The sequence below is a fragment of the Sphingobacterium siyangense genome (assembly GCF_023277505.1).
Taxonomy (GTDB): Bacteria; Bacteroidota; Bacteroidia; order Sphingobacteriales; family Sphingobacteriaceae; genus Sphingobacterium; species Sphingobacterium siyangense.
Genome location: NZ_CP080574.1, coordinates 1910612 through 1924493, shown reverse-complemented (window position 1 = coordinate 1924493; position 13882 = coordinate 1910612). Strand labels below are relative to the sequence as shown.

The following is a 13882-nucleotide window of genomic DNA, read 5'->3' as shown; positions in this document are numbered from 1 at the left end:
ATGAACTTGAGTGTCTGCATTAATAAAATAAACTTAATAAGGATTTTAAAACTCCAGGTATAAGATTATCGATTATTTAACTTTTAGATAGGTCTCCACAATGGTATGTTTAACTCCCAATTCAGGTAAGTTTTCCTCACCTGTCTGAACCAATGTATCTCCTTTTAAAGTAAGTTGAAAATCAAACTTATTACTTTCCCAATCGCGCATTGAACAATATTGTAATCTTTCTTGATAGTTGACACCATCAAAAGAATAGGTCCCCCCACCTGCGACAAACAACGGTTCCTTACCTTTACCTTTTTCCTTATCGTGGTTAAAAAAGGAAAAATGGTCATCATTGAACATTTTAAACATTTCGGTTTTGCTCGTGTCCGTAAAAGCAGTCACCGTATCTTTCCCTTTGATTGTTTTGCTTTCAATAAGCTTATAGGTACCGGTCAAGGACTTGGCTTTTACTGCATCCACATCTTTCTTTTCGGTAGTATTTTTACAGGAAAAAACAAGACAGGAAATCGCAATCGCAAATAGCAGTTGATTTTTTAGGTTTATCATATTTTATAAAAGGTTTAAAGAGGCCAAACTACGAAAGTTCAGCCTCAATCAAAAACAAACCATTGTAATTATTTATCCCACCAAACTCGACCAGACAACTTATCTCCGCCAGGTACTGCGGCTGAAGCCGCTCTGTAGTTTTCGCCATTGATAGCCGCTTCAGTAGAAGGATAAGGGAATCTTCTAGGAATAGTCCCCGAAGTAGCATTTCCTGGATAATTCACAGGAGTTAACGCCGGATACCCACTTCTGCGCCAGTTGCTCCAAGTTTCATAAAAATCCATCATCGTTATCGTATGTGCCCAGTATTGGGTATTGATCTGTTTTAAGGCATCAGCAGCATTATATGGATTCGCAGCCAAATAAGTCTCAGCATCTGCATCACTTATTGTCAAAGAACCATCATACTGATTCAGATAGGTAATGCTTGCCTTCACACCTTTTTTATAATGATCGCTTGCACTACCACCTATTCCCCAACGTTGGGCTGCCTCAGCCAACAGCAACTCGGATTCACCATAGGTCAAAATAAATGTCGCACCGGTCCGCTTGATCATATTAGGATTGGGCGAAGAATATTCTGCAAATGTCGTATAACTTGGGTCGCTACTAATGTTATACTGTGCATTTGATCCCAAATCTTTTCCATTCGGCATCCCCTTTTGCTTGGTTGGATCTGTGATAAAACTCCCGTTCTGTGTTTTGTCCTTTTCTGATAAATATAGTTTTGTAACAGCAACCTTTTGCAACCTCGGATCATTATTGCTTTTTAGATAGTCAATAAATGTTTTAGACCATTTTACATAATAATTCTCTTGGCCACCATCGCCCAATAAAACCTGGCTATTTCTATTCTGAGTAACCCTAGATCCTGATTCATCATGTAAAATAAATGCATTGTCGGCATTACTGTCCATTGTCTTACCCACAGCCTTCTGTACATATTCCTTCGCTTTAGATTCGTCTACTTTAACCAAACGCATCGCTGTTCGTAAGAGCAGAGAATTGCCAAATTTACGCCATTTCGCAATATCACCTTTATAAATAACATCACCAGTGACTTTATCACCATCATCCTTTAATGCTGCAGTAGCCGTTTCAAGTTCCTTTAGCAAATCGTTATAGATGTCCTGCTGCTTATCATACTTCGGTTTATAAACTTTGGTATAAAACCCCAGTCCCGCCTCCGAATAGGGGACATCACCATACAAATCAGTTAAGCGAGCAAAAATTAAAGCTTTCCAAATACGTGCGACATTGTACAGATTTGCATATTTTGGTTTGTCTTTTGTAAACTCAACCACATCCACAATATTACGAACCTGCTCAATATAGGCTCCAACTGTACCCGTACCCCAATACGCCGCGGTATAGCTTTCATTCAGCATATATTTATCGCCGGCCCAATAACTCACTACAGTCGATAGACCCTGCATCATTGTCGACGAGTAAATTAGATTTCCACGCCATGTATCGTATGCAAAATCAAAACTTCCTGTATAAAATAATTGTGCAGAGCTCAATGTATAATTTGGATCCCAATTTTCTTTACCATAAGCAACTGGATCTGTATTTATCTTATCAAAATCTTTTGTACAGCTACTTTCCATAAATAATGTCGCTGCCATTAAACTAATAACTACCGGTTTAATATATCTTTTCATGATTGTTTGCAATTAGAATTTAACACTTAAATTAACACCGTAAGTACGTACAGCTGGTACACCTCCAAGCTCTAGGCCCGGGAAAGTTGCATTATAGCTCGACTCTGGATCTATGTTATTTGTTTTCTTCATGATCGTCCAGAGATTGCGCGCTACAGCACTTACTGTAATCGACTTAACTTTGTTATTAAATAGATTGGATGGGAAAGTATAGCCCATAACGACCTGTCTCAATTTTACAAAATCAGCGCTGTTTACAAATATCTTAGATACATTATTTGCCGTATTGGTATAATAAGTAGAAGCTGTTCTGCCCAAGCTTTCACGATCAGCCACAGTTTCCTGATGTAATCCAAAAATATAACCGTAGTAATCTGTTCCCGAGAAAAGCTTTCCTCCCCATTTTCCATCAACCAAGAAAGAAAAATTGAACCTTTTGTAGCTAAACTCATTGTTCCAGCCAGCAAACCATTTATTCATTGCCGAACCGTAGGACTTTAACTCACCCCGGTCAGGAGAACCATCGGCCAATTTTACGATCTCACCATTACTATCGTATTTATAATCGAAAGCCATGATCTGAAAAGCAGGCATACCAACTTTATTCATTAAGTAACCTACACCCGAACGCGAAGTCGCTACCGTCTGCTCGTCCATTCCTTCAGCCAATGAAATCACTTTATTGTCGTTGTAAGAACCATTCAATGAGGATACCCATTTAAAATCTTCCGTTTTGACAACTGTGGCTGAAATCAATGCTTCAAATCCCTTATTTTGCATTTTACCGGCATTGAGTACGGCACCAGCATATCCGCTTGCGGAAGGCGTTGTGATAAAGGAAATCTCATCTTTCGACTTTTTGTTATACCATGTTAGATCCAAATTTACACGATCATTAAAAAGACGCAACTCCGTTCCGATTTCCAACTCTGTTGCTGTAGAAGCTTTTAAAGAAGAGTTCGGAATATTCACATTGTTAATAACCCCTAAAGGTTGTCCGTTAAGTACCTCACTTCTAAAATTATAGGTTAACAAGGTTTGATAAGGATCTGTTGCCTGTCCTACCTGAGCAAAACCTGCTCTCAACTTTCCAAAACTCAACCATGATGGTTTTAGATATTCTGAAAAGATAAATGAACCCGAGATTGCGGGATAAACAGAGTTTAATTTATTATCTACTCCAGGTGTGGCTAAGGTAGAAAACCAGTCAGAGCGTAAACTACCAGTCAAATAAGCTATATCTTTATAAGCAAATTCTAAGGTACCATAAGTAGACTGTGTCTCCGATTCACTTTCGAGATACGCTACCGACTTATTTTTTGCGTTCAAAATATTATACACACCAAATATCGCGAAGTCGGTACCTAAATTGGTCGTCTGTCTGATTTTAGTATTTCGGTAACTCGCTCCAAGATTAGGTGTAAGGGTATAATCTCCGAAAGTGAATGACTTACCGACCAAAACATCGGCATTAATATCTGCAAATTTAGTTTCTTGCTCTGCAATTTTACCATTCTCATAATAGCCGGTGCCAGAAGGAACAACATTCTTATAATGATCGGTATAACCATCTCTTCCTGCCCTTCCCTGAACAAACAAACCATTACCCATGGTATACTTTGCTGTTACGGAAGCGATCGAACGATCCCGGTTCGTATTATTGATAAACTCATTTGCTGCAAACCAAGGGTTGGTTGCATACACATTCCCCGAATTATAAAGGATTTCTTTTCCATTGTCATCTTTCCATGGCTTCAAATCGTTTACATTGATGCTCGTTGGCAAAAACATGACGTTGTAATTGGCATTTCCAGCACCGTCAGAAACCATTGGACGATTTTTGACTTGCTCCAGAATCATATTATAGCGTGCATCAATCGTCAAACCTCTGAGTGGCTCAAAAAGTCCAACCAAATTAAACGACTGTCTTTTCAGTCCCGAATTTGGAACAACAGATCTGTTATTGACATCTGTCCCTGACAGACGAATAGAGCCTCCATCAAATGATTTATTTAACGCTAATGTATTAGTCCATGTCGAACCAGTGCGGTAAAACCGATCTAAATTTCCCTTTTGTAATGAATAAGGTCTTGATGCGCCATCGAATTGTACGACGGGTGTTCCATCTAATTTAGCTCCCCAGCTTGAACCTCCCACTTGGGCTGCGCCTGCTTGGGTCGTTGGCTTCTCACCGTTTGCCCCCTGACCATAGACTGTTTGCCAATTCGTGTTGTCTATAATTTGCTCGGCAACAAGGTTACTATTAAAATCGATCGAATTGCCTTTTCCTGATTTTGTTGTAATAAGGATAACCCCTGCCTTGGCTCTTGAACCATATAATGCAGATGCTGCAGCACCTTTCAATACCGAAATACTTTCAATATCGTCTGGGTTGATATTGCCGATTGCATCGCCAAGATCGGGTGCATTATCCCATTGGCTCCCTGAGTTTCCTTTGGAATTGGCGTTTCCGATACCTACCGGCTTACTTTCCATAGGAATACCGTTAATTACGTATAATGGTTGATTTGTCTGATTCAAACTCGATACCCCGCGGATGGTCACATTGGACGCAGCTCCGGCACCGCCAGAAGTAGAACTGATATCCAACCCGGCCACCTTTCCTACGAGTGAATTCATCACATTATTTTCACGGGCTGTGGTTAGCGATTCACCGGCAACCTGCGTAACAGAATACCCCAATGAGCGCTTCTCTTTCTTCATACCCAATGCCGTCACAACGACCTCATTGAGCATCCGATTATCTTCCAATAAAACAATTTTCAGATCACCCTCTTTGGTTACGGCCACTTCTTGCGAAGTGTAACCTGCAAAAGAAATAATTAAGGTGTTTCCCGTTGCCGCATCGATCATAAAGCGTCCATTGATATCTGTTGCACGTCCTACCGCGGTTCCCTTAACACGTACCGTAGCACCAGCTAAGGGATTGCCTTTATCGTCAGTGACGACACCTGCGACAGCCACCTGCTGCTGTTGACTGACAACCACAAGACCTTCCTTAGAAACGGAATAAACCAATCCACTTTTATTGAAAAGCTTAGCCAACACATCCAATACCTTGGTATTATTCGCATTGACTGACACTTCTTTATTTAAATTTTCATTCGTCGAATTATAAACAAAGTAATAATCACTTTGCTCTTCGATCATTTTAAGTACCTTGCTCAGTTTTGTTTTTTGGACATCCAAGGAGACTTTTTGTTGGGAAAATACATTTGCCGAAACATTCATAACAGCACACGTAGTCATAATTAAGGCTAGTTTCATCCGGATAATGAATCTAAAATGCACAATATATCCATTGCGCATTTGCAATAAGCAATTTTTAATCATATTTTAGTGTTGGTTAAAATTAATATTAAGCAGCACGCCCCAATGTTGCTGCTTTTGGTTAATCATTTTTTCAATGAAGGATGGTGTTGGTCCACCATCCTTTTTACTTTTCTGATATAGTTATTTTTCTCCCATATACATTAAATTTAAAAGGTTCAACGCTCTGTAAAGCACTCAGTACCTGAGCAATATTCTCCCTACTAAAAGTTGCCGTAAAACGGTATTGTTTTAATTGATCATTTTGGATTTGGATATCCACATCATACCAGCGTTCTAATGTCCGGCGAAGCGATTCAAAATCTTGGTCCACGATTTCTAACCTATTTTCACGCCATGCAATATCTGGTATTTCAGCTGTATTGGATTCTATTGTAGGGATGTTCTCTATGGCAATCTCCTTAATCGGTAATTTGCTCGCGGTTGGTTTATTGGTTTTACGAGCGACTGCTATTTCAGCTTGATTCTTAAAGATCGTGATTTTTTGATTCGGCTTGATGACCACAGAATTTTCACGCTGTCCTTTGCTCGTCATTTCAATCGAACCTTCTACAAGCAGTGCTTCTGCTGTAGGTTCATCGGAATAACTCTTCACATTAAATGTTGTTCCCAGGACCTTGATATCAAAATCAGATGCTTGTACCACAAAAGGTTTTTCCTTATTCTTGGCCACCTGAAAATAACCTTCACCCGCAAGCCGCACCACACGCAATTCCTGATTGAAATCTGCCGATAACTCCAGTTTACTCGCAGAGTTTAATGTCACTGTACTTCCGTCACTTAATTCGAAGGTCTTTTTTTCACCATTTTTTGTTTGATAGACCTGGCCAATTGCGCTTATTGGTAATGTCGTATCAACTTTGCCCGGTTGAGCATAATACCAGATACCGCCCGATACCAAAGCGACAAATACAGCGGCAATGGCTGCCCATTTAGGCCAGTTAAACCGATAGGACACGCGATGTTCTACTGGAGCATTCTGCAGATCTGTCTTCAATTTTTCCAATTGCTCATTCACAGGTCTACGGTTACCAACCAAGAGTTGAAATAGGCGTTTGGCTTTCAGAATCGTCTCCGCTTGTTCTGGATGATTCAGGCTATATTGTTGCCAGTATAGAATACAGTTTTTATCTTCTCCCGAACAATACTTCTGAAAAGTATCATCAATCAAAAAATCTTCTAACTGTTTATAATCTTTTTGGCTCATTCTTTTGAGTATTTACTCTATAGTGCCCTAAAGCATGGCTTTTTCCTAAGGAAAATTTAAATTATTTTTCAAACAACTGAAAATCAATCAATTATTTTAAATAAAAAATATCAACACACCTACTTTTGCAAACATCGTACGAGCATGTTATTATTGAAGGCTTAAAATAAAAAGCCAGACACAAAACTTAGATATCTTTTAATTCCTCCCTCAGAATCTTTAAAGCATCATAAAGTGTATTGTAGGCAGTTTTCACGGACATCTGCGTTGTTTCAGCTATTTTTTCATAGGAATAGCCCTCAAAAAACTTCAGATTCACCAGCTGTTTCTGACGAAAAGACAACTTCTCCAACGCCTCCTTCAAACGGATCTGTATAATTTCATTCGTCTGTACTTTGATGACAAACTCCTCATAGGGCATCTCCACCCAATCATCTTCAGCTTTCACATTTTGAAGGGCTGTATTGATTTTATGTTGTTTCTCCAGTAGACGCAGAATACGTCTTTTTAAAAAAGTAATGAGATAGGACTGTACATTTTCTACCCGATCTAGCTGTTCTCTTTTCTCCCAAATTTTAACAAATACCTGATCGGTTGCTTCACTTGCCAAGTCACTGTCGCCACAAGTGCGTATTCCAAAATTGACAAGCTCTTGATAGAGCGCCGCGTATAGATCAAAGAAAGCCGTCTCGTCTCCTGTACGAATACGTTCCCACAATAAGCGGTACCCCATTTTATTTCTCATAATAAAGCATATAATCCGAAAAAAGCTAATATAAGTCCTCAGTTCCAAAAGTATAAACTTAATCGGTAAAAGGAGAAAGAAACGAAAAATTACATTGAACCGAAGAACAAAGTAAATCGTTTGAATTGAATATTGTAATTTAGTTCCTTCATTAAGGATATAAAAAGTAAAAACACAACAGCAGTATACAGCCGTTGACTAGATTTAAACTCACATGAAAACTATTTTTGCCATTGTAGGTAGCGCCAGTGCACATTCATCCAATCATCATATTGTAAGTCACCTCCAACAGGAGATTAGTGCCAATATCCATTTCACGCTATTTGACCGTCTTAAAGAACTGCCTCATTTTGATCCTGAAGAAAGCCAGACCCATCCACCAATCGAAATTATTGCACTTCGTCAGGTAATCAACGATGCCGATTTGGTATTGATCAGTAGCCCTGAATATATTTTCAGTGTACCCAGTGGATTAAAAAATCTACTTGAATGGTGCGCCGCAACCACGGTTTTCACCGATAAACCCGTTAGTATCATTACCGCTGCTGCGCAAGGCGAAACAGCGCATATCGAACTACAACGTATCCTGCAGGGACTGGGCGCTCAAATTGATGAAAAACGAAATCTGCTGATACAAGGAGTCAAAGGGAAACTGGATGCCACTGGGGCAATTTGGGACGAACAGCTCAATTTAGAACTAGAAAAGCTGGCAACACAACTTAAAGAAGATTAATACACACGAGATTCAGCTCCATTTTCATCCAAACCATAAAAATTAGCGCAATCCATAATTTGAAGATTATTATCTTTACGACATGCAAGAACAAATTAATAATCCATTACACGGAAAAAGGCTCGACACGATCATTGAATATTTAGTGGAGTATTATGGTTGGGAAGAGTTGGGACAACGCATATCCATCCGTTGCTTCAATGAGAATCCGAGCGTCAAATCCTCCCTAACTTTCTTAAGGAAAACACCTTGGGCTAGAGAGAAGGTCGAACAGCTCTATGTAAAAACCTTGTTGAAGAAATAAGTTTTTTTCATATTTCATAACGAATAATCTGATTATTAAGCATATCTTTGCCGCCATGAAAAAAATTGCCGACTACCGGAAGTTACTTAACGTAGAGAAATCTGTGGATCTTAAAACCCTAAAATCTACCTACCGGACAATCATGAAAGAATGTCATCCAGATAAATTTGTCAATGATGAAGAAGGTCGTTTGGCTGCAGAGCAAAAAAGTGTGGAAATGATTGAAGCCTACCATTTCCTGGTAAGCATCTGTCCAGAAACATTAGAGCAACAGTTGCCGATCTACACGGAGACAATTACCAATTCTGGCATTCAGGATATTGACTGGAAAGCACAAATATTGACAATCACTTTTCACGACGGCAGTCAATATGAATATTTCGGTGTTCAGCGGAATGACTATATTAAATTTGTCAACGCAGATTCTTTAGGTCGATTTGCCCGTAGACACATCTTCCATTCTTATCCTTACCGCAATGTATTAAAGACTGCGACAGTTGCTTAAACACTGTTCTTTCTCAGCTATACAAAGATAAACGCCCGCTATCAGATTGATATAGGGCGTTTACGTAAAATGTTAAATGTTTAAAAGCTATCTATAGAACAATGCTATTGCCAAATAGTTTTTAGTTTTATAATTTTAGCATAAGACCTGCCATTCCACCTCCATAAAACGTATTTCGGGTACGGTCTCTCCGCCAAGCTTTCCACAATGTACTACCACCATAAATTGAATTCTCGTCTCTTTCCGCATAGTTCAAGCTGGGAGCCACAAATATAGACATGCGCTCACTTAGTTTAAACGCCGGAATTACCCGCAGCGAGGACTGATGATTATCCAGGCTTTTAAATTTCTCTGTCAGATAATTACGTGTAGCTATTTCCGTACGCAGACTAAACTTGGTCCTATTGATCAATACTGCTCCTAAACCTGCTTCAAAGGCATATTTATCCGGTCTGTTGCCATCGAGTGCCCTATTGATCGATAATATACTATAGAGTACACGACCACCTGAACGAAATTGTAATCCGAGATAGCTATCCTCATTGACCGCTACTGAAAGACTCTTCTCACCATTTTTAATAAAATTAAGCAGACCAATGGGATAATCACTACTATCGGCAATATTAACGATACCTGCCACCTGAACTCCGCTTACTTTTTTAGCTTTATTAGCGATGCCTGCTAATTGACTTCCAACAGTCGATTCGCTATTGTTAAGTATGCTAGCAAGCTGTGTCGTTCCTGGAGCCTCATTGGCTAAATTTACAACACCAGCGATTTGAACACCTCTAACCGTATCCGCTTTGTTAAAAACACCCGCTATTTGCAGACCTTTCACTTCCCCGGAAACATGGTTTCCCACACCGGCGATCTGTACCCCACTTACATTTCCTCCTACACCATTGAAGACGCCTGCCACTTGCAAACCTTTCATTTCTCCGAACACACGGTTTCCTACACCGGCAAGTTGTACACCACGCACACTTCCCCCAACGGCATTGAAAACACCGCCCATTTGCAAGCCTTGCATATCATATTGATTAATATTAAATACGCCACCAAGCTCAATACCTTTTACCCCCGCAGTAGATCCACCAATAATGTTTATGGAAAATTTATTCACAATTTGCGATTGTATAAAACCATGTGTACTTAATCCCGGTGTCATCGAAATTTGGTATGGGCTATACAAAAACATCCCGCCCAAATTCATACTTTGGATCTTTTGGGCAGGAGACAGAAATACCCGTCCCCAAAAAGATCGATAAAGACCATGATCTTCTTCATACCCTTCAAAATAGCCATATTCACGCTTCTTCTTATCGCCAATTTGCGCTTCTATCGGAAAAATCACCATAACACTGGTGTCCCGAAAAGCCTCCTTACTAACGTTCACTGCAATGAGATTACTTTTTTTCTTTACGTCCAGCTCAAAGTAGCCATTTCGGTCCGTCAACGTAGACAATAAAGCACTTCGATCAAAGATACTGGCATTGGAAATCGGATTATTAGTCCGAATATTTTTGATATACCCCGCTATAACAACTTTGTTTTTATTAGGTGTCTTCACTTCAAACTCCACCGACATCCGCTGAGGTGTATATTGAATAATAATATGCCGTCCAAGTTCTTTAAAACTATATTCCTTGCCCAAAATCCGATCCAGATAATCATACAAATTCCCTTTGAAGGCTTTAGTATGAATCACACTGTCTGTCTGTAGGATATTTCCATTAAAGGAGAACAATACATCCTGCTGCTCCTTCAACAAACGAAAAACTTCACCTACAGTAGTCTCTGGAAAGGCTGGTATTTGAATCGTTGCAGCGAGCTTTTGCTGTGCCCTTCCCAAATGGAACGAACACAGCATTAAAATTAAGAGATAAAGCTCTACCCTCTTTATAAAAAATAGTATCATGTTGTTTTCTATACAATTTTGTTCTGAAAATATATCTATCTGTTGGCTCACCTCGTCAGATGAATCTCTCTGTCTTTCACATTTACGTTTAATCCAAATGTGCTAGAAATGACTTTCAAAATTTCAGTTAAACTATTTTGTTCGAATTTTGCTGTCAATAATAATTTCTGATCAGCAGGATGGTCAATAATAATCTTATACGCATAAGCTTGATTTAGCAACTCAACAACACGCTGCAATGGGGTATTCTCAAAATCAAACACACGATCCACATAATATTTATAAAACTGATCCTTGACAGGTTCCTTTCCTACTTTTATTGTATCACTATCCCGGATTGTAATCATTTGTTGTGGTCGCAAAAAGACTTCCTTTTTTGCATAACCGACTTTAACCAATCCTATAGCAACAATAACTTCCGTCGCATCGGATGTTCGGCGCACATTAAAGCTGGTGCCCAATACCGTAATTTTGGTTTTCCCTGTCTCAATGACAAAGGGATGTTTTTTATCCTTGTGGACCTGGAAAAACACTTCCCCTCTTTTCAATGCCACATTTCTATTATTATTGGTCCACCTGCTTGAATAAGCCAGCTCCGTATTTTTATTTAAGGTAACTACCGAACCATCAGGTAGGGAATCTTGGCGCACTTGCTCCATACTCGAAAGAAACATTTCCTCACGATGAGATTGATCAAACACATAGAATCCTACAGCACAAAAGACCAAGATACTGGCTGCTAACCACCAGCTCCATTGAATTACAGAAGTCTTTTTTGGGGGGATTACCGCAGCTTCTGCCGCTCTTTTATCTCGCACAACTTTGAAGTCAGCCCAAGCCTTATCTACGTTCACATCAGGAACATCCAGGGGTTTGGGCAAACTATCCCACATTTTTTTCATTTTTATGTACTCCTCCTTATTGTTAGCGTCTTCTTCTAACCAATCGTGTATCATGATATTCTCTACTTCATTGGTCTCGCCAATGATATATCTTTCTAACAGTTCCTTATTCATAGCGTATAGATAAGAAAGCAAATAATCAATGTTAAATAATCCATAAGTTCGATACGCAAATGCTTCAATGCCTTGCTCATATGTCCCTCAACAGTTTTAATCGACAGATCCAGGGTTACTGCGATATCCTTATATTTCATTTCCTGAAAACGGCTTAACTCAAAGACCGTCCGGCTTTTTTCAGGTAATTCCGCCAATGCGACCTGTAGCTTTTCGTCCAAATCCCGCGTACTTTCATCAACCGCAGGTACAAAATCCTGCCTATGCAGTTCGTGGGATTGATATTTTAGCTTACGTTGCTCTTTTTTCAGCACATTCATACTTTCATTATAAATAGCCCGATATAAATACGCTTTTAATGAAGTATGTATCTGCTCCTCCCAATCGCGTTCCCAAAGCCGCAAAAACACCTGTTGCACAACCTCTTCCGCCACATCACTATCGCCTAGATACCGGTAGGCATAACGATGTAACTCTTTGTAGTGCGCCCGAAAAAGCTGCTCAAAATTCTTTTCTTTATTTTCCGACATTGATCAAATCTGTCTTATTGTTTAAATAATCCACTTTATTAGTAAGACACCCCAATAGACTATTACCCTTACAAATTTTTCACTTTTTTTAATATCAACTTCGATACATCCGCCATATAATTTCAAATCCCTTATTTATACCTATTCGTAATTCTTTTCGTATAGATGCTCAGGCGAGTACATGACATCCTCCCATCGGCCAATGATATTTACCCAAAAAACTTTATAAAAAGGCTTTTGTGACGACTAAAGGTAAGCCATCTATTTTATAAAATATTTTTTTTCTAAGGGTATATGGATTTTCCATTGTCATAAAGGAAAGAACAACATACAATTGATCACAAAAAATAATTTGACAATGAAAACAACATTCAAAGTAGCCCTGTTGGGATTGACATTATTAGGAATTGCAGGTACTACACAAGCGCAAGATATCACTTATGGTTTACAGGTCGGAAGCAACTATCATATGAGTTCCTTTGGCAACAAGTCTGTCAAAGATAATAATGGCAAAGTCGGCGTATCTGTAGCAGGATTTGCCCGTATTGGAGATCGCATTTTCTTCCAGCCCGGAATCGGTGCCAGTCTGTTGCGTAAAGAATATACCTTCGAAAATGTACAGAAAACACCTAAATTCTATCAAATAAATCTACCATTACAGGTCGGTTATAAATTTTTGGAAAATGGCGACTTCAACCTCCGTGGGCTATTGGGGCCGCAGTTAAACTATGATGTAAAAACAGTGAAGTCCAGCGCAAATACCGATTATAAGAAATTTTCATTTGATGGTAGAGTCGGTATCGGTGTAGATATCAGTCACCTTACATTAGATGCTTATTACAGCCATGGTTTTACGAGTATCGACAAGACCTTAGACGCAAAAAATAAAACAATCGGCATTATGGTCGGTTACAAGTTCTAATCAGCATCTATTAGCGAAGAAAAACGCCATTCTAAATCGGATGGCGTTTTTTCGTATTTACATTTTATTTTTTGTCAATAATTATTATTTTAGCCCTACCAAAAAATTATTCCAGCTAATCGTCCTATTTAAATAGGACTTTTGATCAAATTGGAATAAACGGGATGTAGCGTAGCCCGGTATCGCGCCAGCATGGGGTGCTGGAGGTCGTCGGTTCAAATCCGGCCATCCCGACGAGAGAAGCTCTAACGACCGTTAGAGCTTTTTTGTATCTAAGCCGGAACAAAACCTACTACTCGGCCTGTATGATGTGTTTCGATCTCAAATTAATTCTTTACATTTGCACTATGAAAATGACGGTAATGTTATAATATCCTTTTTCAGCTTAGTTCTTAAGCAAGGCGCTGTGTACTATCCACATAGCGTAGATTT

General features: G+C 39.2%; 12 protein-coding genes and 1 tRNA gene. 5 read left to right on the top strand and 8 right to left on the bottom strand.

The features are described 5' to 3' along the window. Nucleotides 1-72 precede the first annotated feature (72 nt). From K2F45_RS07730 to K2F45_RS07710, 5 genes are all read right to left on the bottom strand, one after another. Nucleotides 73-555 (bottom strand): hypothetical protein, encoded by a 483-nt coding sequence (locus K2F45_RS07730; RefSeq protein ID WP_075991653.1) that lies wholly within the window; start codon nucleotides 553-555, stop codon nucleotides 73-75. A gap of 68 nt (nucleotides 556-623) precedes the next feature. Continuing rightward, complete coding sequence (locus K2F45_RS07725) at nucleotides 624-2219, bottom strand: SusD/RagB family nutrient-binding outer membrane lipoprotein (RefSeq protein ID WP_075991652.1); 1596 nt, start codon at nucleotides 2217-2219, stop codon at nucleotides 624-626. A gap of 12 nt (nucleotides 2220-2231) precedes the next feature. After that, on the bottom strand, nucleotides 2232-5507 hold the full coding sequence (locus tag K2F45_RS07720; protein ID WP_237242038.1) for a SusC/RagA family TonB-linked outer membrane protein: 3276 nt from the start codon (nucleotides 5505-5507) through the stop codon (nucleotides 2232-2234). 169 nt (nucleotides 5508-5676) lie between these two features. Next, nucleotides 5677-6777 (bottom strand): FecR family protein, encoded by a 1101-nt coding sequence (locus K2F45_RS07715; RefSeq protein ID WP_075991651.1) that lies wholly within the window; start codon nucleotides 6775-6777, stop codon nucleotides 5677-5679. 187 nt (nucleotides 6778-6964) lie between these two features. Beyond that, the gene (locus K2F45_RS07710) at nucleotides 6965-7522 is read right to left on the bottom strand and encodes an RNA polymerase sigma factor (protein WP_075991650.1); all 558 of its coding nucleotides are present in this window, start codon (nucleotides 7520-7522) and stop codon (nucleotides 6965-6967) included. Between the two features lie 214 nt (nucleotides 7523-7736). Here K2F45_RS07710 and K2F45_RS07705 point away from each other — a divergent pair, with 214 nt between their 5' ends. The 3 genes from K2F45_RS07705 to K2F45_RS07695 all read left to right on the top strand — a co-directional run bounded on the left by K2F45_RS07705 (nucleotide 7737) and on the right by K2F45_RS07695 (nucleotide 9064). After that, the gene (locus K2F45_RS07705; RefSeq protein WP_075991649.1) at nucleotides 7737-8255 is read left to right on the top strand and encodes an NADPH-dependent FMN reductase; all 519 of its coding nucleotides are present in this window, start codon (nucleotides 7737-7739) and stop codon (nucleotides 8253-8255) included. A gap of 82 nt (nucleotides 8256-8337) precedes the next feature. After that, nucleotides 8338-8559: a VF530 family protein gene (locus K2F45_RS07700; protein ID WP_046674232.1), complete on the top strand. Its 222-nt coding sequence runs from the start codon at nucleotides 8338-8340 to the stop codon at nucleotides 8557-8559. A gap of 55 nt (nucleotides 8560-8614) precedes the next feature. Beyond that, entirely contained in the window at nucleotides 8615-9064 is a 450-nt protein-coding gene (locus tag K2F45_RS07695; protein ID WP_075991648.1) for a KTSC domain-containing protein, read from the top strand. Nucleotides 9065-9191: 127 nt separating this feature from the next. On the opposite strand, the gene K2F45_RS07690 is transcribed toward K2F45_RS07695, so the two are convergent. From K2F45_RS07690 to K2F45_RS07680, 3 genes are read right to left on the bottom strand one after another with little or no spacing between them, the layout of a single operon-like run. Then, on the bottom strand, nucleotides 9192-10982 hold the full coding sequence (locus K2F45_RS07690) for a hypothetical protein (RefSeq protein WP_248933282.1): 1791 nt from the start codon (nucleotides 10980-10982) through the stop codon (nucleotides 9192-9194). A 47-nt stretch (nucleotides 10983-11029) separates the two neighbouring features. Further along, nucleotides 11030-11998 (bottom strand): FecR family protein, encoded by a 969-nt coding sequence (locus tag K2F45_RS07685; RefSeq protein ID WP_075991646.1) that lies wholly within the window; start codon nucleotides 11996-11998, stop codon nucleotides 11030-11032. After that, nucleotides 11995-12528 (bottom strand): RNA polymerase sigma-70 factor, encoded by a 534-nt coding sequence (locus tag K2F45_RS07680; protein WP_075991645.1) that lies wholly within the window; start codon nucleotides 12526-12528, stop codon nucleotides 11995-11997. Before K2F45_RS07680 ends, K2F45_RS07685 begins: the two co-directional genes overlap by 4 nt. A 358-nt stretch (nucleotides 12529-12886) precedes the next feature. On the opposite strand from K2F45_RS07680, the gene K2F45_RS07675 reads away from it, so the two are divergent. Continuing rightward, a complete protein-coding gene (locus K2F45_RS07675) occupies nucleotides 12887-13450 on the top strand; it encodes a porin family protein (protein ID WP_075991644.1) in 564 nt (187 codons plus the stop codon). Nucleotides 13451-13610: 160 nt separating this feature from the next. Next, nucleotides 13611-13684: transfer RNA gene (locus K2F45_RS07670), tRNA-Pro, on the top strand. The last annotated feature ends 198 nt before the right edge of the window (nucleotides 13685-13882 follow it).

What these genes read in the sequence shown, in the direction of transcription:
- K2F45_RS07705 (WP_075991649.1), top strand. Translation starts at nt 7,737, where the DNA reads ATGAAAACTATTTTTGCCATTGTAGGTAGCGCCAGTGCACATTCATCC.
- K2F45_RS07685 (WP_075991646.1), bottom strand. Translation starts at nt 11,998, where the DNA reads ATGAATAAGGAACTGTTAGAAAGATATATCATTGGCGAGACCAATGAA.
- K2F45_RS07720 (WP_237242038.1), bottom strand. Translation starts at nt 5,507, where the DNA reads ATGAAACTAGCCTTAATTATGACTACGTGTGCTGTTATGAATGTTTCG.
- K2F45_RS07710 (WP_075991650.1), bottom strand. Translation starts at nt 7,522, where the DNA reads ATGAGAAATAAAATGGGGTACCGCTTATTGTGGGAACGTATTCGTACA.
- K2F45_RS07695 (WP_075991648.1), top strand. Translation starts at nt 8,615, where the DNA reads ATGAAAAAAATTGCCGACTACCGGAAGTTACTTAACGTAGAGAAATCT.
- K2F45_RS07690 (WP_248933282.1), bottom strand. Translation starts at nt 10,982, where the DNA reads ATGATACTATTTTTTATAAAGAGGGTAGAGCTTTATCTCTTAATTTTA.
- K2F45_RS07715 (WP_075991651.1), bottom strand. Translation starts at nt 6,777, where the DNA reads ATGAGCCAAAAAGATTATAAACAGTTAGAAGATTTTTTGATTGATGAT.
- K2F45_RS07700 (WP_046674232.1), top strand. Translation starts at nt 8,338, where the DNA reads ATGCAAGAACAAATTAATAATCCATTACACGGAAAAAGGCTCGACACG.
- K2F45_RS07680 (WP_075991645.1), bottom strand. Translation starts at nt 12,528, where the DNA reads ATGTCGGAAAATAAAGAAAAGAATTTTGAGCAGCTTTTTCGGGCGCAC.
- K2F45_RS07725 (WP_075991652.1), bottom strand. Translation starts at nt 2,219, where the DNA reads ATGAAAAGATATATTAAACCGGTAGTTATTAGTTTAATGGCAGCGACA.
- K2F45_RS07675 (WP_075991644.1), top strand. Translation starts at nt 12,887, where the DNA reads ATGAAAACAACATTCAAAGTAGCCCTGTTGGGATTGACATTATTAGGA.
- K2F45_RS07730 (WP_075991653.1), bottom strand. Translation starts at nt 555, where the DNA reads ATGATAAACCTAAAAAATCAACTGCTATTTGCGATTGCGATTTCCTGT.